We start from the raw sequence: 23776 nt of genomic DNA on the forward strand, positions 1-23776 counted from the left end.
GGCCGGAGGGGTGTCCTTTTTCTCGGGGGAGGCTTCCGGGCTCGGGGTACAGCCCGCGAGCAGGGCCATCAGGGCTCCGAGCGTGAACCGCCGCCCGAAGTATGGGGATGTGGTGGGGTGAATTGGCATGGTGAGGCTCCTTCGTTCGAAGTGATGCGGGGACGACGACAAGGCCAGACGCGATGGACTACCGGGCGCAGCGGAAGCCGATGCCGCCGGTGCGCATCTCAGGGCGGTTCTTGCTGCGGGTGACGGCTCGGAACGTCGACACGTCGTCCCGGCCACCGCCTCCGCGGTTCACCCGGAGACCGTCGTCCCTCACGCCGTCGTACGTCGCGGCGTAGCCGCTCGCGGTCCACTCCCAGACGTTCCCCGCCAGGTCCATCACGCCGTCCGATGAACGTCCCTCCGGGAAGCTGCCCACGGGCGCCGTCTCCGGATACGCATCGTCGGGGAAGGGGGCCGCCTTCCATCCGTCGAAGCCCTTTGCCTTGCCGTTCTGGACGCAGCCTTCACCGCACGCGTTCGCTCGCGTCGCGTCCGGCGCCGCATCTCCCCATGGGTACGTCCGGCCGTCAGGACGACGGGCCGCGTACTCCCATTCGGCTTCCGTGGGCAGACGCTTACCCACGGCGCGGCAATAGGCGTCCGCCTCCAACCAGGTGACGCAGTTGATGGGATGTGTTTCACGCCCCTGGGGGTGCTTCCAATTACAGAACTGCTGGAAGCCCGTTGCCGCGTTCGCCGCCGGCTCTCCGCACCGGCCGTCCCGTACACAGCTGGCGTAGGCCGCGACCGTCACCTCCGTCACGTCCAGCAGGAAGGCCTGTACCTGCTCCGGGTGCGCGGGCCTTGCGTCCTCCGGGCCGGAGTCGCTGCCCATCTGGAACGTGCCGGCCTCGATGCGCACCATGCCCGGTGCGTCCCCTGCCCCGCCCTTCGGAGGCGGTGCCCCGGCGCAGCCAGAGAGCACCAGCGCCACGAGCAACCCGTCACACGCACTGCCCATACGCATGGCTCGCCATGCGCCATGGAGCGCACGCGTCGCCGCAGTCGATGTCGCCATGGTCCCCCTCGGATCAGGCTGTCGAAGAAGCTTCGACGAGCGACCGGCCACCAACGCACAGCCCCGGTCCGCCCTATAGGCATACTCACTACAGGTATGAGACGTTTAATACAAGCAGAAAATAGACAACGTGGATGTCCGAGCCAGTTCCGATGACCCTGTAAAGCCCGCCGGCTCGCTTCAGTCGCCGGGCTTCGGGTCGGGATCGATGGCGGGCAGCTCGTCGATGCTCACCGCGTTGTTCTTCTTGCGGTAGTCAGCCAACCAATCCGGTCCCTTCTTGTTCACCCACTTCACGAGTTGGTCTCGCTGCTCCACGAACTCGTAGCGCGGGACGGAGAAGCCGCAGGAGCCGGCGATGCGGTTCACGTCCACCACGATGATGGCCCGGCCTCCTGGCAGGTCGGGAAATTGCGACAGGAGCTCTCCGAACTCCGGTTGTTGCTCCGGCGTCAACACGCGCCCCTTCCCGTGCAGCCGGATGATCTTCGGCGGCCCGTCGAAGGCGCAGAACATGATGCAGATGCGGCCGTTCTCCCGCAGGTGCGCGACGGTCTCCACCCCGCTCCCCGACAGGTCCAGGTACGCGACGCGGTGCGGGCCCAGCACCCGCAGCGTGTCGAGCCCCTTTGGCGACAGGTTGACGTGCCCGTCTCCGGACAGCGGGGCCGTCGCGACGAAGAACATCTTCTGGTTCGCGATGAAGTCTCGCAGCTTGGGGCTGATCTCTTCGTAGATGTTGTTCATCGCGGGTCCCCTCCCCTTGCTACCGCTGGTAGACCCGGACCACTTCGTCCAGGGCGCTCAGCGCGTACTCGACCTCTTCCACCGTGTTGTAGAGGTAGGCCGACATCCGGAGCACTTCGCCGCTCGTGTAGTGGTCCACCAACGGCTGCGCGCACAGGTGCCCGTTGCGGCACATGACGCCGTGCGCGTCGCTCAACGCCCGGCTCACGTCGGAAAGGTCCTCCAGGCCGTCCACATAGAGGCTGAAGATGGGCGCCCGCGCCTCCGCGACGTCTGGCCCCAGGAGCCGGAGCTTCGGCCGGCGCTTCAGCCCGTCCAGGAACGCCTTTGACAGCTCGTGGTCATGCGCCTGGATGCGCTCCAGGCCGACCATGTCCAGGTAGTCGATGGCCGCCGCGAAGCCGAACGCCGCTTCGATGGCCGGTGTCCCTGCTTCGAACTTGTGGGGGATCTTCCGGTACTGGAAGGACTCCAGCGTCGTGTAGTCCACCACGCCGCCTCCCACGAGAAATGCCTCCGCGTCCCTCAGCAATGACGCCTTCCCCACCAGGCAGCCGATGCCGGACGGGCCCAGCATCTTGTGCGCGGACAGCGCGAGGAAGTCGATGTTGGACTCGGTGAACCGCAGGCGGAGGTGCGCCGCGGACTGGGCCGCGTCCACCACCACCAGCGATCCGGCCTCGTGGGCCATCTTGGAAATCGTCTCCAGCGGCAGGTAGCCCCCGGTGACGTTCGAGCAGTGCGTCACCACCACGGCCTTGGGCTTTCGCCGCAACAGCTCCGCGTAGTGGTCCAGGTCCGGCTTCCAGTTCGGGCCCTGGCGGACCACCTGGTAGTTGCCTCCTCGCATCCACGGCAGCAGCTGCGAGTGGTGCGCGTCCAGGAACCCGACGACCAGGTCGTCCTTCTTCAGCCCCATGCAGGCGGCCGCCAGGTTCAGGCCCTCCGTGGTGTTGCGCGTGAAGATGACCTCGTTGCTGGCGCAGCCCACCATCAGCGCCACCTTGCCTCGCGCCTCCTCGTAGAGGTCGGACGCCTCCTCCGACAGGCGGTGGCGCCCCCGGTGGATGTTCGCCGTGCACTCCGTGTAGTAGCGCGTCACCGCGTCAATCACCGAGCGCGGCTTCAGCGCCGTCGCCGCGCTGTCCAGGTAGACGAACCGCTCGCCGTCCACCTGCCTCGTGAGGATGGGGAAGTCCTCGCGCACCGCGCCGGACGTAATCAAGTCATTGGAGCCGTATGCCGTCATCGCAGTTCACCCTGGTGTGGAAGTTCGCCGGACACCCGGCCCTCAGCCCGTCCTGACCAACTGGAACTTGCCCCCGCGCTCGAACGGGAAGTACTGGACCGCCTCCATCCGGAGCGCCTTCGACTCCAGCAGGTCCTCCAGCTTCGAGCGCAGCGTGGCCAGCTCATCCGAGGCGGGCTCCGTCTCCCCGCTGTAGCGGAAGACGAAGTGGCCGCCCTTCTGGAAGGTGAGCTGGAAGATGTCGATCCACTTCGGCGCGCCCACCAGCGCGTCCAGCTCGCCGGGCGTGACGTAGCGGCCGCTCGGCAGCCGCACCAGGTCCTTCATGCGGCCCTGGAAGGCCACGGCGGGCATGGTGCTGCCGCACTTGCACTTCCCCAACAGCCGGTAGATGTCGTTGGTGCGGTAGCGGATGTGCGGGCACAGCTTGTCGCCCACGCTCGTGATGACCAGCTCCCAGAGGTCGTCGCGGTCGTCCGGCGCCTCCATCTGGATGAACTCCAGGTAGTAGTCCTTGTCGTTGAGGTGGAGGTTGCCCTCCTCGCAGGCGAGGCCCACGAAGCCGAACTCGGACATCGCCATGACGGAGGCCACCGGGAAGTGTCCCTCGCACAGCGTGGCCAGCTGCCTCAGCAGCGCCTGCGTCGCGAAGGTGTAGGTCAGCAGCACCGACACCTTGCGGTTCATGTCGAACTTCCAGCCGGACGCGCGCGCCTTCTTGATCAGCACCGACAGGTGCATCGGGTCCACGTACCAGACGTTCGGCTCGTAGGAGTGGAGCTCCTCGAACGCGCGCTTGAGCATGGGCTCCGGCGTGGTGAGCAGGTCGTGGTAGACGGGCAGCACCAGCGTCCCGTCCTGAAGGATGCGGTCCTCCATGGACGTGTTCGGGTTGCTGCACTCGACGTCCGAACAGTTGGGCGCCGCGTAGCGGCACATCCGGATCTTCGGCTCATCCAGGAGGAAGTTCAGGCTCTTGTTCACGGAGAGGCAGTTCGCCATCCGGTCCGCGAGCTTGAAGGCGTGGATGACGCTCACCAGCCGGTCTCCGCTCGTGCCGGAGCTCTGGTAGCGCTGCACGTAGGGGTCGTTGACGGAACGCCCATCCGCCAGGACTCCCGCCGGGAAGTTCTTGCGGTAGTCCGGCTTGCTCGTCATCGGGATGTCGAGGAAGCCCGCCGCCGGCGATGCAGCGGGCGTCAGGGCCGGCCGGCTGCGGAAGAACGGGACGCTCTTGTACGCGAAGGAGGCTTCCTTCCAGGCCGCGTCGAGGTTTCCAAAGGCTTTGTGCATGGCTCAGGCCTGCTGCTGGGAGAGGGAGGGCTGGACGCGCGCGCGGACCGTGTCGAGGACGCCGCCCACCGTCACGGTGGCGTCGCCCAGCAGGCGCTCCAGGATGACCTGGTAGTGGGAGACGATGGCCGCGACCTCCTCCTGCGAGAAGAGCGCGGTCGTGTACTCGGCCTTGCAGTCGAGCCGGTCCCCGGTCCGCGTCACGAACAGGCTCAGGTCGTACTTGCTGGTGCCGCGCGGCAATTCAATCTCCGTCACCGCGAGCTTCATCTCTTCGCTCACGACGTCAACGACGGTGTTCTCGTAGTAGCTGAAGAGGTGGTCGTAGAGCGGCGCGCGGTTGAAGCGCGTCGGCAGCTTGAGCTGGCGCATCAGCCGGAACGACGGGTAGCGGCCGTGACGGAAGGCCTCCAGCAGCTCGCCGTGACACGCGCGGATGTAGTCGGCCGCGGCCACGCCGTGCTCCGCCTTCATGCGCACCGGCAGGCTGTTGACGAAGAGGCCCACCGTGTCCTGGACGTCCGCGTGCTGGCGGTTGAGGAACGGCACGCCCACCGTCACGTCGTCCTCGCCGCTCAGCGCCGTGAGCAGCAGGGAGAACGCCGCGTAGGTGAGGCTGGACATCGTGACGTTCAGCCGCTCGCGCAGGCCCTCCAGCCGGCTGACGGAGACGCCCTTCAGCTCCTGGAGGTACATCTCACCGGCGTAGCTCTTGATCAGCGGCCGGGGACGCGGGGACAGCGTCAGCGCGCGGGGCGGCGTCTGGAACTTCTCCAGCCACCAGGCCTCGTCCTCCGCTGTGAAGCGCGTGCCGGCGTGCGGATCCTGCGGCACCGCGACCGGACGCGACTGCGGAACTCCGGCCGCCATCAGCGCGCGGTACAGCTTCGCGGCGCTGCGGCGCAGGACGTCCACCGCCCACCAGTCCGTGACGATGTGGTAGACGACCCACGACACCACCCAGCGCCGCTCGCCCACCTTCCACACCGCGACGCGGAAGCACGGCGGCGCGGACAGGTCGAAGCGGGTCGCGTACATGGCCCGGTGCTGCGCGGCGACCTCGGCCATCGGATCCGCGTGCCCTGACAGGTCCGTCACCTCCAGCTTGAGCGACGGTTCGATCTCCGCCATGGGCACTTCGCGCTGCATCGCGACGCCGTCCACCTCGAAGTACGCGTTGCGCAGCGCCGGCTGGAGCGCGACGAGCTCCACCAGGACCTTCTGGCAGACGGCCAGGTCCAGGTCGCCCTTCACCAGGTGGCTGACGCCCTCGTTGTAGGCGCTCATCGCCGGCGCGTAGCGGCGCATCTCCCAGAAGGCGAGCTGGAGCTCGCTGAGCGGCACGGCTTCTCCCTCCTGACGCTTGGGCGCTTCCGCCGCCAGTGCCGGCACACCTCCGCCGTCCGCCGCGCGGCGCTCCTCCACCGTGGCGGCGATCCAATCCAGCGTCACCTCGCCCATGACCTCGCTCAGGTCGACGATGACGTCGAAGTCCTCGTAGAGGCGCGCGACCAGCTGCATGAGGCGCATGGAGGACGCGCCCTGCAACACCAGGGATGCGTCCGGCCGGATGTGGTCAATCCTCAGAATCTCTTTACAAAGCGTCGCAAGACGTTGCGCGGTGTCGGTGGACAAGGCGTGCTCCGTGAGAACTAGAAGAGTGAGGCGATCTGCTTCCGGTCGACCTTGCCGTTTGTCAGCAGCGGCAGTTCGCCCAGCCGCCGGACATTCGTGGGGACCATGTACTTGGGAAGGTGTTGCAGCAGGTGCGCGCGGACCTGGTCCTCGGTGAGGTCGCCCTCTCCCGCGTAGACGCAGGACAGCGTGGGGTCCGCGCCCTGGCGCGCGTCGCTGGCGACCACCACCGCGTTGCTGACGCCGGGCATCCGCCGGAGGCAGTGCTCGACCTCGCCCAGCTCCACGCGGTTGCCGTTGACCTTGATCTGATGGTCCTTGCGGCCAACGAAGTGGAGCAGGCCCTGGTCGTCCCGGGTGCCCAGGTCTCCCGTGCGGTACGCGCGCAGCCGGGGCGCGTCCGGCCGGGCCCGGCTGGAGAACTTCGCCTCCGTCAGCTCCGGGTTCCGGTAGTACCCCTTGGCCAGGAACTCCGACTCCAGGACCAGCTCTCCGGAGCGCTCGTCACCGCCGCCTTCGAGCCGGACCTCACAGCCTTCGATGGGCCGGCCCAGCGGCACGACGTCGCCCTCCAGGCCACGGAGGTCGCGGGGCACGACGAAGCACGTCTTGATGAGCGTGCACTCGCTGGGCCCGTAGAAGTTGATGAGCTGCGCGTCCGGGGACAGGTTCGCCTGGAGGTGGCGGGCGTCCTCCACGTAGAGGCGTTCACCGGACAGGAACAGCTTGCGGAGCGAGTCGAACGAGCCCTTCAGCTTCGCGTTCGTCCAGCTGACCTCCGACGCCAGCTTGAACACCGAGGGCACCGAGTGCATCAGGTTGATGCGGTGCTCGGCCACCCAGCGCGGGAAGAGGATGGGATGGTAGCGGGTGCCCGCGGCCGGGATGTAGAGCGTGCCGCCCGTGCACAGCGGCAGGAAGAAGTCCCGCAGGCTCACGTCGAAGGTGGTGGGCGCGAGCTGCGAGACGCGGCACTCCGGGCCGACCTCGAAGGTGCGCGCCTGCCACTCGATGAAGACCGCGAGCGACAGGTGCGAGCCCTCGACGGCGTTCGGCGTGCCCGTGGAGCCCGACGTGTAGACGAGGTAGAGCGAGTCCTCCGTCCAGGGCTTCGTGAGGTCGTTGTGCGGCGTGGGCCGCGCCGCCGAGGACTTCACCGTGCGGAAGCGGAGGCCGTCCGCCGCCCGGCCCTCCACCACCAGCAGCTCGCACTCCACGAACGCGCTGACGCGCTCCACCTGCTCCGGCGTGACGACCAGGGCCGCGGGCCGCGTCAGCTCCAGCGCGGAGCGCAGCCGGGCTTCCGGCCAGGCCGCGTCCATGGGTGCGAAGACGCCTCGCCGGTCCGTGATGGCCAGCATGGTGGCCACGTAGGCCAGGTCGCCAGGCAGGAGCATGGCGATGACCGCCCCCTCCAGGCCCCGGCTCACCAGCCCTCCGGACAGTGACGCCACGCTCCGCTGGAGCGCGGCATATGACAGCGCTTCGCGCGGCCCCACGACCGCGGGGTGCTCTCCTCGGGCCGTGGCAATGTGCGCGAAGGTCTCGGCCAGGGGCCGGACGGACGGGGCGTTCGGACGTTGCATGGACGGGCTCACCGGCAGTCAGCGGGCGTCAGACCACGCGCCAGGCGGCGACGGAGCTGCCCGAGGTTCCCGTGGCGAGCCCCGCCACGACGGAGCCGGAGGGCGCCTTCGAGCGCGTCGCCCAGTCCACCAGGTTGATGAGCTGGTCCGTGGAGAAGACGTGCGCGTACTCGGGGAGGTTGTCCAGGTAGAACATGCTCGCGGGGATGCCCAGCACGCTGGCGAGCGCGCCGGCCACCTCCGAGTTCGCCGTGTTGGGGATCCACTTCGCCAGCGGCTTGTCGACCTTCGACAGCACCGTCTTCTTGCACTTCATGGCGGCGCCGCAGATGTCGCGGAAGCTCTTCGCGGGGTTGGACATGCCGGCGCGCGACAGGTGGTGGAAGGCCTTCGCGAAGCCGAGCAGCTCGAACGACGGCACCGCCGAGCCGCGCGGCTCGCGGGTGATGACACACGCGGCGGCGCCATCGGAACAGATGGTCTGCCCTGTGGTGACGCGCTGTTCCTTGCTACATGCGACGTCCGTGGACACCAGCAGGACGGTGCGCGCCCTCCCCGTCTCCAGCAGCATGGCCGCGTGCTCGATGCCGAGCATGGCGTTCGTACATTCGCCGAAGCACACGCCGGTGATGGGCGTGGTCAGCATCTCCATGCGGTGGGCGAACAGGCCGATGGACAGGTCGCCGTGCGCGGGACTGCGGGAGCTCACCGACGCGTAGATGACCTGGTCGATGTCCGCGACGTTGACCTCCGCGGCCTGCATGGCCTGGCGCGCGGCCTCCACGCCCAGCTCCCACGCCTCCACCGTGGAGTGGCGGTAGTTCTTGAAGCCCCGGTCCGCGAGGAACTTGATGGCGGCCTCGTCGCCTCCCAGCTCGGGGACGCTGCTGATGGGCCGGGACTCACCGAGGACGTAACGGATGCCGTTGACGAAAATCATGGGGGATTCCTTGAGCGATGGGTCAGTGCTTCGCTTTGAGAAAGAGTGCGTGGGGCTTGCGGAACGACGCGCCCCGGATGACCGCGGGGGCGTCCTCCGCCAGCTGGACGCCCTGCCACGTGTTCCAGAGCGTGCGCAGGGTGATCTCCGCGTTCATCATCGTGAAGGTCTTCCCGACGCACGCGTGCGGTCCCACCGCGAACGACAGGGAGTTGGACAGCGTCCGCGTGGGGTCGAACACGTCCGGTGACGCGAACGTGGCCTCGTCCCTCGCGGCGCTCGCCAGCAGCAGGTTCACCGCCTGGCCGCGCTTGATGGTGACGCCGCCCAGCTCCAGGGTCTCCGCCGCGAACCGCACGGTGGATGCCTGCACGGGCTCGAACCGGAGGACTTCATCCAGGATGGCGCGCGCCATGCCAGGCACCGTGGCCAGCTGCTCGAACCAGGACGGGTTGCGCGCGAGCACCGTGGCCGCGTTCCCCAGGAGGCACATGGAGGTCTCGATGCCTCCGGCGAGGAAGGTCCAGTAGAGGATCTTGATGGTCTCCGGGGTCTCGTCGCGGATGCCGTCGATGAGGCGCTTGAAGCCTCGCGTGCCCGGGCCCTCCTCCAACAGGCGCGCGATGATGCCGTCCAGCCACGCGCTCACCTCGTGGTGAACGTCGGAGACCTCCTGACGGTTGCCCCGCTTCCCGTCCAGGTGGTCCATCAGGACCATCATGCGCTCGAAGAGCCAGCGCTCGTCCTCCAGGGGGAAGCCGAGGAACTCGGAGATCATCAGCGTGGGCACGCGCTCCGCGACGGCGCGCATGAACTCCATGGGCGGCTGCTCCGCGGCGGCGCGGACCAGCGCGGTGATGCGGGGCTCGGAGACCTCGCGCGCGAAGATGGCGAGGTTGGCGTTGCCCACCAGCGGGGCGACCTTGCGGCGCAGGCGAAGGTGCTCCGGCCCCTCCATGTCGATGAGCGTGCGGCCGAAGAGCTCTTCCGTGATGCGGAAGGGGAACTCCACGGTGAAGCGCGGATCCTTGAGGATGGCCTGCACGTGCTCGTAACGGAACACGCAGTGCATGCGGATCTCGTCCGACCACCAGATGGGTTGCTCGCGCCGGAAATGCGCGTAGAGCGGCCACGGATTCTCCAGGTAGTCCGTGGACATGAACTCTAGGGAGCGCACGCGCCCTCCTTGGAGCCGACGAAGGCGTCGTACATGGAGTCGAGCGTGAAGAAGACCTCGCTGCGGCGGGACTTCAGGTCCGCGCGGCTGTCCAGCATCCGCTCGATGTGCGCGACCAGGCGCGGCAGGTCGAACGACTCCAGCACGCCCAGGTCGAAGAGGTTGTCCTTCGGGCCGCAGGTCCAGCCCTCGGGGAGGGACGCCTGGGTCGCGAGGTACTGGATGATGTTCGACTGGAATTCTTCTCGTGTCATGGGACCTCCAGGGATGGGTTGCGGCGCGCCGGGGCCTCGGGTTCGGCGGCCATCTGCGCGAGCCGAAGCCGGTCGACCTTGCCGTTGGACAGGACCGGGAAGGCATCGAGCCGCCGCAGCTGGCGCGGGACCATGTAGCGGGGCAGCGCGGCGGACATGCGTGAGCGCAGGCGGACCGTCAGCTCGTTCCACGGCGTGGTGCCGCGCGAGACGACGAAGCACGTGAGGGTGGCCCGCGCCTCGTCCGCCGGGACGACGGCCACCGCCGCCGCGACCTCGGGGTCGCCCTCCACGACGTGTTCAATCTCGGGGAGCTCGACGCGGTTGCCGCCGACCTTCACCTGATGGTCCAGCCGGCCGATGAAATAGAACTCGCCCTGTTCGTCGCGCGTCACCACGTCGCCGGAGCGGAAGACGACGCCCTCTCCGCCGCGCGGGTCTGGCACCAGCCGCTGCCGGGTCTGCGCTTCGTCTCGCCAGTAGCCGTTGAAGAGGTGCGGGCCGCGCACGTACAGCTCGCCCTCCTCCCCCACTCCGATTTCACGGCCGGACTCGTCCAGCGCGAACAGCTCCGTGCCGCGCAGCGCGACGCCCAGGGAGAGCCGGCCCCGGAACGTCGCCGCCGGACTGGCGAACGTCTTGAAGCAGCAGCCGATGGACTCCGAGTGGCCGAAGCACTGGACGATGCGCAGGTCCGGCCGCCAGCCCTGGAGCGTGTGGACGTCCTTCGCCGGGAAGCTCTCCGCGGCGTAGAGGATGGTGTCCAGGTGGCTCAGGCCCCCGAGCAGCGACGCGTCCCCTTCCGTGAGGAGCGGGCGCCACACGGACGGCACGGAGTGCATCTGGGTCACCCGGTGCTCGTGCAGGTACTCGACGAGGCTGCGGGGCTGGTAGGCCAGCATGCGCGGCACCTGGACCAGCGTGGCCCCGTTGCCGAGCGACATCCCCACGTCGAACATCGCGAAGTCGAAGTGCAGCGGGGAGATGGTGCCGATGCGCGCGGTGGACGGGACGCCCAGCTCGCTGAAGCCACGCAGCGTGTTCACCGCGGCGCCGTGGCTCATCACGATGCCCTTGGGCTGCCCCGTGGAGCCGGACGTCATGATGATGTAGGCCGCGTCCTCCGGGACGGGAGTGGACCTGTCGCCCGTCACGGGGTGCGCCGTGCGGGCCACCACCAGCGGACCCACCTGCGTGCCCTCGGGGACGCCCGGTGCGGTGCGCAGGTCGCTGGAGACGACGACGGCCGCGGGCTCCAGCCGGGCGAGGATGGCCTCGAAGCGCGTGGGGGGCAGCTCCGGCGCCACGGGCACGTACGCGGCGCCCAGCGCCATGGTGGCGATGAGCAGCGCGATGGCGTCGGGTTCGGCCTCCATGCGCGCCACGACGCGGTCGCCGCGCCCCAGGCCCAGCTCCGCGAGCACGGTCCGGTAGCGGGCGACCTCGGTGGCCAGGCGGGCGTGATTCCAGGTCACGCCGTCATGCACGATGGCGTCGCGCTCGGGCGCCGTCCTGCCGTGATGGAGGAGGAAGTCGGAGAGCAGCATGGTCACCGGGCCTCCTTCGCGGGCCGGACCAGGCGCATCGCGGCCGCGCCCCAGACGGTGTCCGCGGGGCCTGTCACCAGCACTGGCGTTCCGGCCGGGAGGTCCGACTCCAGGAGCTGCCCCAGGGCGATCAACTGGTCCGCCGAGCTGCAGTGCCCCAGCTCGCCGATGTTCCTGTCGTAGATGCGGTCCCCCACGATGCCGCAGAGCTCCGAGATGTTGCGCAGCACCGAGCGGTTGAAGTTCGCCGTCACCAGCCACCGGCAGTCGGCCGCGCTCAGGTCGGCCGCGGACAGCGCGGCCTCCGCGGACGTGCGCACGCCGTTCGAGTACGCGCGGACGTACGAGACGATGTCGCCCGTCTCCAGGTGCTCGGTCGCCTGGGCGTCGTAGTGGTGACGCACGGGCCCCACGTCGTAGCCGCGCTCCAGCGCGTCCGACACCACACAGCACGCCACGCCATCACTGCCGACGGCGGAGTCCTGGCGGATGAGCCGCGTGCGCCCGGCAGGGTACGCATCGCTGAAGAGCAGCAGCGCGTTGCGGGAGCGGCCCAGCGCGCGCAGCCCTTCGATGGACTCGAAGGCGTAGGTGAAGTTCGCGCAGAAGCCCAGGAAGACGCCGATGGGGCGCGCGTTCAGGAGGCCGCAGCCCCTCAGCACGCGGGGCATCAGCGCGGCGTCCTCGCGGTCGTCGAAGGTGCCGGTCGCGTAGATGACGGTGTCGATGGATTGCGGATCCAGCCCCGACTCGCGGACCGAGGCCTGGAGCGCTTCCACCATCAGCGCTTCGCGGGGCCGGGTCGCTTCCATGAAGCAGGCCAGCCCGTGCTTCTTCATGCGCTGGAGGCGGCGCGCGTCCGCCGAAAGCTCCGGCAGCGAGTCGATCTCCCGCCGCTCGCCGAGCCGCCACGTGAATGCACCGATCCTCATGACGCGGCCTCCTGGGTGACTTCGAACCGGCTCCGCAAGGCCGCGGCGATGCGCTTCAACGCGTCGCCTTCCATGATGCCGTAGTGGTCCGCCTGCACGCGGTGGACGCGGGGCACCGGACGGCAGCGGTCCAACGGCTGGAGGTGCGGGAAGTCCTCGGGCCGCTGCGCGTCCGCGAACCACACGTCCGCGTCGACCGGACCTTCGGGCGGGTCCCAGCCGAGCAGCGCCGAGGTGTTCTGGCGGAACTGCTCGAACAGGGCCGCGAGTTCGGAGCCGCGTGCACGCTGCGTCAGGCCTTCGCCTCCCAGCGACTGGACGACCTCCGGCAACGAGCGCGTCCGCAGCCGTTCGGCCAGTTGCTCCAGGCTGAGCGTGCCCGCGCCTCGCAGGACGTCGCGGATGAACGCCGCCTCCAGGGACCTGGTCTCCGGCGCGGAGGGGATGGGCTTGCGGACCCACGGGTCGACGAGCACGGCGGCGACCCGGCCCGTGCCCCTCGCTTCGAGGCGGCGCTGGACCTCCAGCACGACCGCGCCTCCCAGGGACCAGCCGAAGAGCACGTCGGGCTGGATGCCCGCGCCGTCCAGCTGTTCGACGTAGTGGGCCGCCAGGTCTCGCAGCGACAGGTCCGTGCGCTCGATGCCCAGTGACTGGAGCCCGACGACCGTGAAGCGCTTGCCCAGGAGGTCGACGAGTTCGCGGTAGCAGTACACGGTGCCGCCCACGGGGTGGATGCACACCACGGTGGGCGCGCCCTCCGCTCCGCGCTGCATGCGCACGAGTGCGCTGTGTGCCCCGCCGCGCTGGCCGCCCATCACCTTCGCCATGCCCTCGATGGTTGCGGTGCGCAGCAGCTCCGCCAGCTCCGGGCGCACGCCGGTGCGGTGCTCGATGGCGTTCGCGAGCCGGACCGCCAGCACCGACTCTCCGCCCACCTCGAAGAAGCTCACCTGCGTGTCGCGGATGGGACGGCCGAGGATCTGCGACCACAGCTCCGCCATCAGCTGCTCGGCGGACGTGCGCGGCGCCAGCGTGACGGGCTGGTCGAGCAGCGCGAGCTCGCGCAGCTTCGCCTGGTCCACCTTGCCGTTGGCGGTGAGCGGCAGCTCGGGCAGCCAGTGGATCCGGCGCGGCACCATGTACGACGGCAGCAGCGCGGACAGCGCGTCGCGCAGCTCCGGCCGCTCCGTCCCCTTGGGCGTGACGAACGCGGCCAGCCAGCGGTGCTCGCGCGGCCCCACCGCTACGACGACGGCCTTGTCCACGGACTCGCACTTCGTCAGCGCGGCGGTGACGTCTCCCAGCTCGACGCGGTAGCCGCTGATCTTCACCTGGCCGTCGTCGCGGCCCAGGAACTCGATGTTGCCGTCGGGCCAGCGGCGGGCCCGGTCCCCGGTGAGGTAGAGCCGTTCACCAGTCTCCGGATGCCGGACGAAGGCGGCCGCCGTCTTCTCCGGGGAGCGCCAGTAGCCGTCCGCGAGCCCCTGGCCGCCGATGGCCAGTTCGCCCTCCACCCAGTCCGGACAGGGTGAGCCCACGCCCGGGTGGAGCACGTGCAGCTGCTGGTTCGCCAGCGGGTAGCCGTAGGGGATGCTGGACCAGGTGGCGGGGACGTCCCGCACCTCGAAGGCGTTGGACCAGATGGACGCTTCCGTCGCGCCGCCCAGGCTGACCACGCGCGCGTTCGGGAACACCGCGCGGATCCGTCCGGGCAGCGTGACCGGGATCCAGTCGCCTGACAGGAGCGCGAGCCGCAGCGATGACGCCTGGAGGCCTCGGGCCTCCATGTACTCGACGAGCATCTCCATGATCGCCGGCACCGTGTTCCACAGCGTCACGCCGTGCTCGCGCACCAGGGGGAACAGCTCCGCGGGGTCAGGGTGGCTTCCGGTCGGGGGCAGCACCAGCCGGCCTCCCGCGCCCAGCACGCCGAAGATGTCGAAGACCGACAGGTCGAAGTGCAGATGGGAGACGCCCAGCACGCAGTCGCCCGGGCCCACGTCGAAGCGGCGCTGGATGTCCTCCAGCGTGACGGCCACCGCGTCATGCGAGATGGCGACGCCCTTGGGCTCTCCCGTGGAGCCCGATGTGAAGAGGATGTAAGCCAGCCGGGCATCCGTGCTCGCGCCCACGGGGGCCGGCGGCACCTCGTCGATGCGCAGGCTCACGCGGCCGCCCTCACGCTCCAGGGCTGCGGCGCCAGCGGCGTCACACAGCGCCAGGCCCGCGTCCGCGGCGGAGAGGACCGCTGACATGCGCGCGGACGGCCACGACGGATCCAGGGGCACGTAGGGCGCCCCGGCCATGGCCGCGCCGAGCACCGCGACCACCTGCTCCCAACCCTTGTTCGCGATGACGGCCACGGGGACGTCCGGCCTGGCTCCCCGGGCTCGCAGGGCGTTCGCCACGCCGCTCGCGCGCTGGCCCAGCTCCTGGAAGGACAGCGTCCGCTCGCGCGTCACCACCGCCGCGCCACCGTGCTCACGCACCTGCCGCTCCAGCATCGCGTGGAGCTGGTGGACGGTGCGCTCCGCCTGGGTGGCGTTGGCCCGGGCCTGGGAGTCCTGCTGCGCCTGGGGCAGCTCCATTCGCAGGGGCGTCTTCCAGTCGTGCGGCCCCGACAGACGGCGGACGCCCGCGAGGAAGGCGTCGAACATCGCCTCCCCTACTCCCGGGCACAGCGTGTCCGCGTCGATGTCCCAGTGGAAGCGCAGGCCGTCCTTCGTGCGGAAGACCTGTTGATCGATGAGGACGCCCGGGCTCTGGATGCTGGCGCCCTCCGGCCTCCAGCCCAGCTGCGCCAGGCCGATCTCCGTGTCGGACCGGCCCAGGGCCAGGCCGCTCGAGTAGGCGACCACGTTCGCGCGGACCGGGTGGCCGGACTGGCGCGCCGCGATGCGCTGCACGGTGACTCCGTCCACGGACGCGTGGCCCATGTCCTGGGTGAGCTGGTGACGGATGGCGTTCGCCAGGTCCGCGAAGGACACGTCGCGCCGGACGTTCAGCGCCAGGCGCACGATGCCGCCGAAGTGACCGAGCGGCAGGCCGAAGTGCCGTCCTCCGCCGTGCAGGACGTTGATGCTGAAGTCCGGGGACTGCGACCACTCCGCCAGCACCAGCGCGAACGCGCCCATCAGCGCGTTGTCCAGCGTGAGCCCGAACTCGCGGGCCCGCGTGGTGAGCACGGCGGCCTCTGCCTCCGGCAGGTCCGCGATCAACCTGCGGATGCGGCCTCCGGGCTCGGTGAGGCTGCGCACCGGCAGCACGGGCGACGGGGGAATGGCGCGCGCCGCCCAGTACTGCCGGGCGCGCTGATACTCGGCCGAGACCAGCTGCCGGAACCGGCGCAGGACGTGGCTCGCCAGACGGCCCGGCGCGGGCAGGTCCGTGCGGGCCGGGTCCTCCAGCAGCTTGCGCAGCTCCTCCACGTAGAGGAACCAGGACGTCGCGTCGCCCACCAGCAGCCGGCCCGCGACGTGGACGTGGAAGCGCTCCGCCGTCCGCTGCACGCACATCCGGTAGAGCGGCCAGACCTCCGCGCCGCGCTGGGGCTGGCTCACCAGGGTGCGCGCGCGCTCAACCTCTCGCGCCACCTCCGCCTCCGGAAGGGCGCGCAGGTCCTGGACCTCCAGCGGAAAGGGGCCCACGTGATCCAGGAGCCGGCCTCGGCCGTCCGAGCCCACCGTCATCCGCAGCGAGTCGTGACGCGCGAACAACGCGCTGAGGGCGGCCTGGAGGCGCTCCAGGTCCAGCGTCTCCACGGAGAAGCCGTTGTACCAATACCCTGCCCCGGCGATGCCCTGCGTACCGGCCTCGCCCAGCCAGTAGGACTGCTGCAGCTCCGACAGCGGCAGCGTGCGGGCACGGGCGCGCACGGTGTCGTCAGGCCCCAGCAGCGCGAGCAGGGCCTCCTTCTGCTCGCGGATGCGCTCCTTCAGCGCGTCGGTGAGCCGCCCCGGTGGCGCCTTGAAGGCCAGGCGTCCCTCCTTCACGCTCAGCTCGACACCGGCCTCGCTCAGCTCCTCGACGAGGTCGTACGTCGCCGCGGTCAGCAACTCCGGGGCGGCGTCGGTCACGAGGCCCGTAGGCTCCGTCTCAGGGCCCGTGGCACGGGCCGGCGTTGGGGCGGCGGACGTCATATGACGCCCTCATCCACGTCGGAGGATGCCTCCGCGCTGACGGAGGCTCCTTCCGCCGGCGCGTCGAGCAGGGCCTGCAGCGGCTCCGTGCCCATCACGTCGAAGAAGTTCATGACCACCCCCGTGGCGGGGTAGATCAAATCAATCCAGCGTACCGCGGCGAGGGAGTAACCGCCGTTGTCGATGAAGCTCTTCGACAGGTCGAGCTTCGAGGGCTCTTGCTGGAGGGCTTCGCTCAGCGTCCTGATGAATGCGTCCTTGTTCATGGCTCTCACACCTGCTGGCAACAACACGCGCACGCCACCCCGGCCGGGACGCTCATCCGCTGTTCGGTGAAGGGACTCCGTAAGGTCGTTCGCATGTGCGGCAGCTCCAGGTTCGACAAGAGAGGCGCGTCAGGCCGCCTCGAGTTGGAGGGTGAAGGCGAGATAGCGGGACGTCGGGCTCGACCAGTCCCGGTCCGGTGCGCGGACGAAGCCGGCGCCGGCGTAGAGCGACTGCGCTCCCGTCATCTGGGGCTGGGTGGACAGCACCAGCCGGGACCAGCCCCGCGTGCGAGCGAGCTGGAGGCCCGCGTCCACCAGCGCGCGTGCGATGCCCCGGCCCCGCGCCTCCGGATGAACCGCGAGCAGGTGGAACTCCGCCTCGTCGTCCCCAGCAATCTGCCGGGAGGCGGCGCCGGGCGCGACCAGGATGACCATGCCGAGCAGCACACCGGTCCCCGGCTCACGTGCGGCGATGAGCGTGCCCCGGGCTCGCACGCGGTCCGGCGCGAAGAGGCGCGCCGCGACGTGCGGGCTCGTGTGGCCCGCCTCCACGAAGACCTCGTCCAGCAGCGTCGCCAGCTCCGCGTCCGTGACGCTGGCGCCCACCTGCAGCGCGAACGGCGGCGGAGTGAGTGCGGTGTCCACGGGGCGCCTACCCTCCCGTCCCGGCTTCGAGTGCGTGGACGGCCCGCTCCGCGAGCGCGGGCGCCAGCCGGAAGCCCGACCCGGCCCCACCGCCCACCGCGAAGGCCCCGGGCACCGCGGCCAGCGGCTCCACGGAGGGGTTCGTGTCGGCGCTGTACGCGTCGCAGAACACGCGGCCGCCCAGCTCCAGGCCGCTCACGTCGAGGTAGCGCTCCAGGATGCCTCGCGCACGGGCCTGGTCCGGCGGGTCGATGCGCAACGTCGACACTTCGGGCTCGCAGTCCCAGTGCTCGGAGCGGAAGCTGAAGAGGTAGCGCCCGTGCTCGGGCTGCGGCAGCAGGAAGGCCTCGTCGTCCAGCAGGTAGAGGACGGGCGCGTCGGGATGCGGCGCGATGGGGACATGCAGCGCGGCGATCTTCTTCACCCGCCAGTGCTGCGACACCCCCGCCAGCGCGGTGCGCGTGCTGCCCAGCCAAGGCCCCAGGCACAGCGCCGTCCTGCGCGCCTTCAGCTCGCGTCCGTCGTGGGCCGTCAGCCGCTGCGAGCCGTCGCCTTCGGGAGTCACCCGGATGATCTCCACGCCCTCCAGGCACACGCTGCCCGGCTGCGAAAGGAAGGCCCGCGCGAGCGTCGTCACCAGCGTGGGCGCCGTGCAGCGCGCGGCCTGGACGTCCCCCAGCACCACGGCCCCTTCGGGAGCACGGAAGCCCGGCGGGGCCAGCTCCAGCGCCCGCGCGGCATCGACCCGGCGGGGGGCGGACGCCGCATCCCGCACCAGGCCGTCCAGCCGCTCCTGCTCCCGCGCGGCGGCCGTGAGGAACACGGCGGGCAGGTCGCGCAGCGGCAGGTCCGGCAGCTCCGCTCGCAGCTGCTGATACAGGACCCGGCTGCGCTCCGTGAGCATGCGGCGGACGGGCGTCGAGCCCAGCGGCACGTCCAGGTACGCCGAGTACAGCGTGGCCCCGTGCCCCATGAGGGAGCGGTCCACCAATGCAATGCGCCAGCCCGGGTGGTGCCGCTTCGCCAGCAGCGCCACCAGCGTGCCGACGATGCCGGCACCCACCACCACGAGATCGTATGGGTCCCGGGCCGCGTCCATCACATCCACCAGACGGAGAACACGCGCAGGTCACCGTCACCGGTGTTGCGCAGCGTGTGGCTGATGTTGGAGCCCAGCTCGATGACGTCGCCCGGGCGGACGGACGTCACCTCGCTGCCGTTGCGGGTGAGCTCACCCTCCCCGGCCGCGATGAACCACAGCTCCTGGTCCTCGTGACAGTCGAGCGCGGAGTGGCCACCGGGCTTGATGGTGAAGCGGGACATCTTGAAGCCGGGCGCGACGGCGCGCAGGGACTTCATGTCCACCTTCTCCACCTTCAGGCCCGTGTCGTCGAAGTTCGCGGACTCGAAGGGCAGGCTCGCGGAAGGATGCTCGCGGTTCATACCCATAGCTGCAGCTCCTTGGAGTCGTGGACCTTGTAGACAGGCCGGCCGGCGAGGTCGTTGACGATGTTCGCGCTGCGCCAGGCCATCAGGCTCAGGTTGGGATCCGCGATGCCGCGCGAGTTGATGGCCGCGTTCTGCACGTAGATCTTGTGCGTCGCCGGTCCGTCCCACTTGATGGAGAAGTCCGGGTTGTAGAGATAGCCGCCCTTGTCCAGCGGGATGCGCGGGAGCAGCGGCTTCAGGAACGCGGGGATGCGGTACTGGTAGCCGGTGCAGAGGATGACGGCGTCCACCGTCACCTCGCTCGTGCGGCCCTGCAGCGAGTCCTTCAGCGCGACGGTGTATTCATCCGCGCCGGACTTCGTGAGGCCGACCATCCGCTTGTTGGCGCGCAGGGCGATCTCCGGCTTGCGCGCCCGCAGGAACTCCAGCGAGTAGAGCCGCCGGTAGATGTCCTGGAGCAGGTTCATGGAGATGCCGTCGCTGGCCAGCTTCTGGCTGTCGACGGTGAAGAGGCGCTGCTCCAGGGGCAGCTCGAAGAAGTGGGCGCTGTAGCCCGGCGTGAAGAGCTCGTTGGTGAAGGGCGAGTCGTCCAGCGGCAGGAAGTTGCTGCGTGACGACACCCAGTACAGGTGCGACGGGAAGCGCTGCTCGTCCGAGAGCAGGTGACGGAAGATCTCCGCGGCGGACTGCCCGCCGCCGATGATGGCGATGCGCTTGTCCTTCCAGTCCAGCCCCTGGTTGAGCAGCGTGTCGCTGTGGAAGACGCGGTTGCCGATGAGCGGCTCGGCGCACTCCGGGACGCAGCGGCTCAGGCCCGTGCCCAGGATGAGGTGGCGCGAGGTGAGGTCCGCGTTGCCGTTGACGATGAAGTGCTCGCCGTCGAAGTCCACGGTCTGCACGTCCATGCCGAAGCGCAGGTTGCGCAGCTGCTTGCTGACCCAGCGGAAGTAGTCGTCGAACTCCGCGCGCTCGACGCCCCGGAAGTCGGAGGTGATGAAGCGGTACATCCGGCCGTGGGCGTGCAGATACGACAGGAAGCCGTACGGGTTGCGGGGGTCCGCGAGCGTGACCAGGTCCTTCAGGTGCGAGGTCTGGATGGTCGCGCCGGAGAGCAGCAGCCCCGGGTGCCAGGAGAACTCCGCCTTGCGGTCCACGAACAGCGTGGAGAGGGTGGAAATCGGTTCGCAGAGCGCGGCCGCGCTCAGGTTGAAGGGTCCAATGCCGACGCCAATCGCGTCGTACCGTGCTGGTGACTTCATTCGCGTGCCCCCTTTCCAACCGGCGAGCGTGCGGCCTCGCGGTGGACACTTCGCTCAACTGCCTCCGAGGTGACCGGCTGGAACGCGGGCGTCCACACCGGCGCCGCCGCCAGCACCGGCCGGTCCGTGAAGGCCTCCAGCCGGGGCTCGCCGCCGTGCCCCAGCAACGTCCAGATGCGCTGGCTCACGTCCGGCATGAACGGGGCGGCGAGCAGGCTCAAGCCCTTCAGCCACCAGTACGCGGACGTGGCGCCGGAGGCGTCCAGGCGCTCTCCTGCGTCCCGCCAGGTGTCGATGCACGCGGCCGCGCGGGCCAGGTTCGTCGTGGGGAGGCGCAGGTGGGCCGCTTGCGCCTCCAGCACGCCGTCCAGCTCCCGCATCAGGTGGTCCGACGGCGCGTCCACGGTCCCGGTGCGCACGCGGGCGAAGGCGCGCGACAGCAGGGCCTCCAGGCCTCCGGCCAGGACGCGGTTGTTCACGTCCACGAACTCCGAGACGATGAAGTCCTTCGGGCCCGCCTCCGGGTTCACGTGGCCCAGGAAGTAGCGGATCGCATCCGGGGACACGCCGGAGCCGGTGACGAGGTCGCTCGCGCACACCAGGTGGTCCCGGCTGGTGGAGAACTTCCGCCCCTCCAGGTTGTAGAAGTGGTTGGTGAGGAAGTAGTCGAACGGCTTGACGTCGTCCCACTCCACCGCCGCGCCCAGCACGCCCGCGAGGTACGCGACCGTGTTGTCGATGCCGAAGGTGGCGACGGTCACGCAGCCGGAGTCCGGCGCGAAGGGGTGCTTCGCGAGGCCGTGCTTCCGCCGGAAGAGCTCCGCGCAGAACAGCGAGAAGGACAGCAGCCCGGTCGTGTACGTGAAGATGACGCCGTCCCCCGGCCCGTACGGCATGCCCCAGCGGCCCGGGTTGGTCAGGCGGACGCGCTCGCCCTGCGCGTCCAGGTAGCGCGTCAGGATCTGGTGGAAGCCGGGCGGGATGCCCATCCGCTCAATGCGCGCGTCCAGGTCCTTCCGCCGGCGCAGCCGCAGGAAGAGGCTTTCGACCTCCACCTCCCGGATGTCCTGGGCGTCGAAGGTGCAGCGAGCGTCGCGCAGGTCCTCGGGCTTGTAGTGGCCGCCGCAGGCCTCGCAGAAGTAGCTGCCGGAGCCCGCGCCACACTGTGGACAGGTGCCGGCGATCCAGCAGCCGGCGCCATAGCGCTGGAGCGACGGCGAGTACCGGACCTTCTCGCGCACCGTCTCCACCCCACCCTGCCGGGCGAGCGCGTCGAGGGTGCGGCGGTTGAACGCCACGTATTCGTCATGCAGCTCCGGCCGCAGCGGATCCGTGAAGACGCTGTCGATGCGCAGCGCCTCCAGCTCCTGGACGATCAACCCGTGGAACCGCGTGGCGACCGCGTGCTCCGTGCTGTTCGTCTGGGCGGCCTTGAGCTCGACGTGGGACTCGTAGGAGTCCGCGCCGGAGATGACGTGGGCCTCCACGCCCTGCAGGCGCAGGTGCCGCGCCAGGATGTCGGCCTTGAGGTACGGGCCGGACATGTGTCCCAGGTGGAGCCGGCCGTTGGGCGTGGGCATCACCTGGACGAACAGATGGGGCGGTGCCTTCACCACGCGCGAGCGGGTCAACATGAGGCGGCCTCGTTCAGGACTGGGGTGGCGCTCGACAGCCGGAACGTCAGCGGGGCCGCGCGGCAGGGGTTGCCCTTGACGACGGACAGGGCGCCTTCGTCCGGGCGCATCACCACCGCGGCGACCGTGTCCGGACGCCGGAGGTCCCCTTCCGCGTGCGCGCACAGCCCGGTGGGAAACAGCGAGTGGTCCGAGAACAACGTGAAGGTGGACGCGTCATCCACCGCGGCCGGCAGTCCCGCCTTGAGCAACTCCAGGCGCCGGCGTGAGCCGTTGCGGCTGAAGATGTTGAGCCGGTCGTCGGCGACCAGCTCCTCGTGGAGGAAGTGGTTCGTGCGCAGGAAGGTGCTGGCCGTCCACGTCCTCAGGCGGCTGGGGGTGAACTCGCAGCAGGTGACGCCGTGCGCGTCGAAGAGCGTGAGCGCGCGGGCACTGGCGCGGGGCAGCGCCTCCAGGCGCTTCACGGCGGACGCGGCGTCCGGCTGTGTCAGGGCCTCGCGGACGAGCAGGTAGGGCGGCACGCCGGGCCCGGCCCCGTCGGAGGTCAGCAGGTTGATGGCGACGCCGAGCCCGAAGCTGTTGAGGCCCAGGTAGCCCAGGAGCCCCGCGAAGGTGAACAGCAACACCTCCGGCGCGTCGTCGCGCTCCGGGAGGATGCGCAGGACGATGCCCAGGTCCGCGATGAGGCCGTCCTGGTCCACCGTCTGCGCCAGCCGGCGGCCCCGCGCGTCGCGGAGCGCGAGCGTGCTGCAGTCCCCGCCCGCGGGTCCGGCCGGAGCGCCAATCAGCTCGCGGCGCAGCTGGAGCAGCAGCGCTTCCTCGTAGCGGATGTCCGCGCCCCTCGCGAGCCCCTGGAGCTCCCGCGCCAGCTCCGGCACGACCGCCTCCAGCACGCTGCGGTGTTCGTCCACGATGCGCCATAGCCGGGACTCCGGCAGCGGCGCGTGGCGGATCCGGTTCACGCGGGCGAAGTCGTCCCGCACGAAGTCCTGGATCTCCTTGCGCAGCGCCTCGCCGTGCTGCGCGCCCCGCGTCAGGGCATCCCCCGACACGGTCACTTCGCGAAGGGGCGTCAACATGGCCCGCCGCCTCCCCGGGTGACGAGCGCGTCCAGGCGCCGCTTCACGTCCGGCCACTCGGCCGCGAGGACCGAGTAGTAGAGGGTGTCCCGCCGCCGCCCGCCGGGCATGAGCGTGTGCGAGCGCAGGACGCCCTCCTCCGTGCAGCCGACCTTCAGCAGCGCGCGGCGCGCCGGCTGGTTGAGGACGTCCGTCTTGAACTCGGTGCGCTGCACGCCCTGCTGCTCGAAGGCGTACGCCATCAGCAGGCGCTTGCAGCGGGTGTTGGCGCCGGTGCCCTGGAAGCCGCGTCCCAGCCAGGTCCAGCCCACCTCCACGCGCTGGTCGCGCGCGGACAGGTTGCCGAAGCGCGTGCTGCCCGCGACGGTGCCCGACGCCTTGTCCACCACCGTGAAGGCCAGCGCGGTGCCGGCCCGGGTGGACTCCACGGCTTCTTCCACGAAACGCTGGAGGTCTTCGCGCGTCTGGATGGACGTGACGAAGAACTTCCAGATGGCGGGATCGAACGCGACCCGCGCGAGCGCGTCGACGTCCGCCGCGACGATGGGCCGCAAGAGAACGCCCTCGTCCTCCAGGACGACGCTCCGGTCGGAGAAGAAGCCGCTCATCAGGCCTGGTTCCCCTTCACCCGGGTGAAGAGCCCGACCAGGTCCCCCACGGTGTCGAGCTTCGCGAGGTCCGCGTCGGTGAGGGTCAGCATGTCGACGTTGAAGGCCTCGCACAGCTGCGTGAGCACGGAGACCAGGGCCAGCGACGACAGGCCCAGCACGTTGCGCAGGTCCGTGTCCTGGCCGAAGGTCGCGCCCGCGGCGACCTGGTTGAGCTGACGGGTGACTTCCTGAACCACGATGTCCATGGGTTGAGACCGTTCGTCTG

21 protein-coding genes are annotated in these 23776 nt (G+C 69.9%); all 21 read right to left on the reverse strand.

Annotated elements, in window-relative coordinates:
• Positions 1–187 precede the first annotated feature (187 nt).
• The 21 genes from D7X55_RS02540 to D7X55_RS02635 all read right to left on the reverse strand — a co-directional run bounded on the left by D7X55_RS02540 (position 188) and on the right by D7X55_RS02635 (position 23756).
• The gene (locus D7X55_RS02540; RefSeq protein ID WP_158626302.1) at positions 188–1015 is read right to left on the reverse strand and encodes an SUMF1/EgtB/PvdO family nonheme iron enzyme; all 828 of its coding nucleotides are present in this window, start codon (positions 1013–1015) and stop codon (positions 188–190) included.
• Between the two features lie 231 nt (positions 1016–1246).
• Complete coding sequence (locus tag D7X55_RS02545; RefSeq protein ID WP_121722113.1) at positions 1247–1813, reverse strand: pyridoxamine 5'-phosphate oxidase family protein; 567 nt, start codon at positions 1811–1813, stop codon at positions 1247–1249.
• A 19-nt stretch (positions 1814–1832) separates the two neighbouring features.
• A complete protein-coding gene (locus tag D7X55_RS02550) occupies positions 1833–3062 on the reverse strand; it encodes an aminotransferase class V-fold PLP-dependent enzyme (RefSeq protein ID WP_121722114.1) in 1230 nt (409 codons plus the stop codon).
• Positions 3063–3104: 42 nt separating this feature from the next.
• Entirely contained in the window at positions 3105–4355 is a 1251-nt protein-coding gene (locus D7X55_RS02555) for a phenylacetate--CoA ligase family protein (protein WP_121722115.1), read from the reverse strand.
• Between the two features lie 3 nt (positions 4356–4358).
• Positions 4359–5990: a condensation domain-containing protein gene (locus D7X55_RS02560; RefSeq protein WP_121722116.1), complete on the reverse strand. Its 1632-nt coding sequence runs from the start codon at positions 5988–5990 to the stop codon at positions 4359–4361.
• A 17-nt stretch (positions 5991–6007) separates the two neighbouring features.
• Positions 6008–7576, reverse strand: a complete 1569-nt coding sequence (locus D7X55_RS02565; RefSeq protein ID WP_121722117.1) for an amino acid adenylation domain-containing protein — start codon at positions 7574–7576, stop codon at positions 6008–6010.
• A gap of 28 nt (positions 7577–7604) precedes the next feature.
• A complete protein-coding gene (locus D7X55_RS02570; protein WP_120547697.1) occupies positions 7605–8516 on the reverse strand; it encodes a hypothetical protein in 912 nt (303 codons plus the stop codon).
• A 22-nt stretch (positions 8517–8538) separates the two neighbouring features.
• Positions 8539–9693 carry a cytochrome P450 gene (locus tag D7X55_RS02575; RefSeq protein WP_147468387.1) on the reverse strand — a complete coding sequence of 385 codons (1155 nt, stop codon included), beginning with the start codon at positions 9691–9693 and terminating at the stop codon, positions 8539–8541.
• Positions 9681–9947 (reverse strand): hypothetical protein, encoded by a 267-nt coding sequence (locus tag D7X55_RS43210; RefSeq protein ID WP_121770840.1) that lies wholly within the window; start codon positions 9945–9947, stop codon positions 9681–9683. Before D7X55_RS43210 ends, D7X55_RS02575 begins: the two co-directional genes overlap by 13 nt.
• Positions 9944–11494, reverse strand: coding sequence for an AMP-binding protein (locus tag D7X55_RS02580; protein WP_121722119.1), 1551 nt, complete (start codon positions 11492–11494; stop codon positions 9944–9946). Before D7X55_RS02580 ends, D7X55_RS43210 begins: the two co-directional genes overlap by 4 nt.
• 2 nt (positions 11495–11496) lie before the next feature.
• Entirely contained in the window at positions 11497–12426 is a 930-nt protein-coding gene (locus D7X55_RS02585; RefSeq protein WP_120547700.1) for a 3-oxoacyl-[acyl-carrier-protein] synthase III C-terminal domain-containing protein, read from the reverse strand.
• The gene (locus D7X55_RS02590; protein WP_158626303.1) at positions 12423–16505 is read right to left on the reverse strand and encodes a non-ribosomal peptide synthetase; all 4083 of its coding nucleotides are present in this window, start codon (positions 16503–16505) and stop codon (positions 12423–12425) included. Before D7X55_RS02590 ends, D7X55_RS02585 begins: the two co-directional genes overlap by 4 nt.
• Positions 16506–16564: 59 nt before the next feature.
• Positions 16565–16834 carry a hypothetical protein gene (locus D7X55_RS02595; RefSeq protein ID WP_120547702.1) on the reverse strand — a complete coding sequence of 90 codons (270 nt, stop codon included), beginning with the start codon at positions 16832–16834 and terminating at the stop codon, positions 16565–16567.
• A gap of 129 nt (positions 16835–16963) precedes the next feature.
• On the reverse strand, positions 16964–17479 hold the full coding sequence (locus D7X55_RS02600; protein ID WP_158616196.1) for an N-acetyltransferase: 516 nt from the start codon (positions 17477–17479) through the stop codon (positions 16964–16966).
• Positions 17480–17486: 7 nt separating this feature from the next.
• The gene (locus tag D7X55_RS02605; RefSeq protein WP_121722121.1) at positions 17487–18578 is read right to left on the reverse strand and encodes an FAD-binding oxidoreductase; all 1092 of its coding nucleotides are present in this window, start codon (positions 18576–18578) and stop codon (positions 17487–17489) included.
• A complete protein-coding gene (locus D7X55_RS02610; RefSeq protein WP_158626304.1) occupies positions 18578–18922 on the reverse strand; it encodes a cupin domain-containing protein in 345 nt (114 codons plus the stop codon). Before D7X55_RS02610 ends, D7X55_RS02605 begins: the two co-directional genes overlap by 1 nt.
• Positions 18919–20187 (reverse strand): lysine N(6)-hydroxylase/L-ornithine N(5)-oxygenase family protein, encoded by a 1269-nt coding sequence (locus D7X55_RS02615; RefSeq protein WP_121722123.1) that lies wholly within the window; start codon positions 20185–20187, stop codon positions 18919–18921. Before D7X55_RS02615 ends, D7X55_RS02610 begins: the two co-directional genes overlap by 4 nt.
• Positions 20184–21821 (reverse strand): class I tRNA ligase family protein, encoded by a 1638-nt coding sequence (locus D7X55_RS02620; RefSeq protein ID WP_121722124.1) that lies wholly within the window; start codon positions 21819–21821, stop codon positions 20184–20186. The genes D7X55_RS02615 and D7X55_RS02620 overlap by 4 nt, the downstream gene beginning before the upstream one ends.
• Entirely contained in the window at positions 21815–22900 is a 1086-nt protein-coding gene (locus D7X55_RS02625) for a C45 family peptidase (protein ID WP_121722125.1), read from the reverse strand. The genes D7X55_RS02620 and D7X55_RS02625 overlap by 7 nt, the downstream gene beginning before the upstream one ends.
• Positions 22894–23508, reverse strand: a complete 615-nt coding sequence (locus D7X55_RS02630) for a GNAT family N-acetyltransferase (RefSeq protein WP_120547709.1) — start codon at positions 23506–23508, stop codon at positions 22894–22896. The genes D7X55_RS02625 and D7X55_RS02630 overlap by 7 nt, the downstream gene beginning before the upstream one ends.
• Positions 23508–23756, reverse strand: a complete 249-nt coding sequence (locus tag D7X55_RS02635; RefSeq protein WP_121722126.1) for an acyl carrier protein — start codon at positions 23754–23756, stop codon at positions 23508–23510. The genes D7X55_RS02630 and D7X55_RS02635 overlap by 1 nt, the downstream gene beginning before the upstream one ends.
• Positions 23757–23776 lie beyond the last annotated feature (20 nt).

It is taken from the genome of Corallococcus sp. AB049A (assembly GCF_003668885.1).
Lineage (GTDB): Bacteria > Myxococcota > Myxococcia > Myxococcales > Myxococcaceae > Corallococcus > Corallococcus interemptor.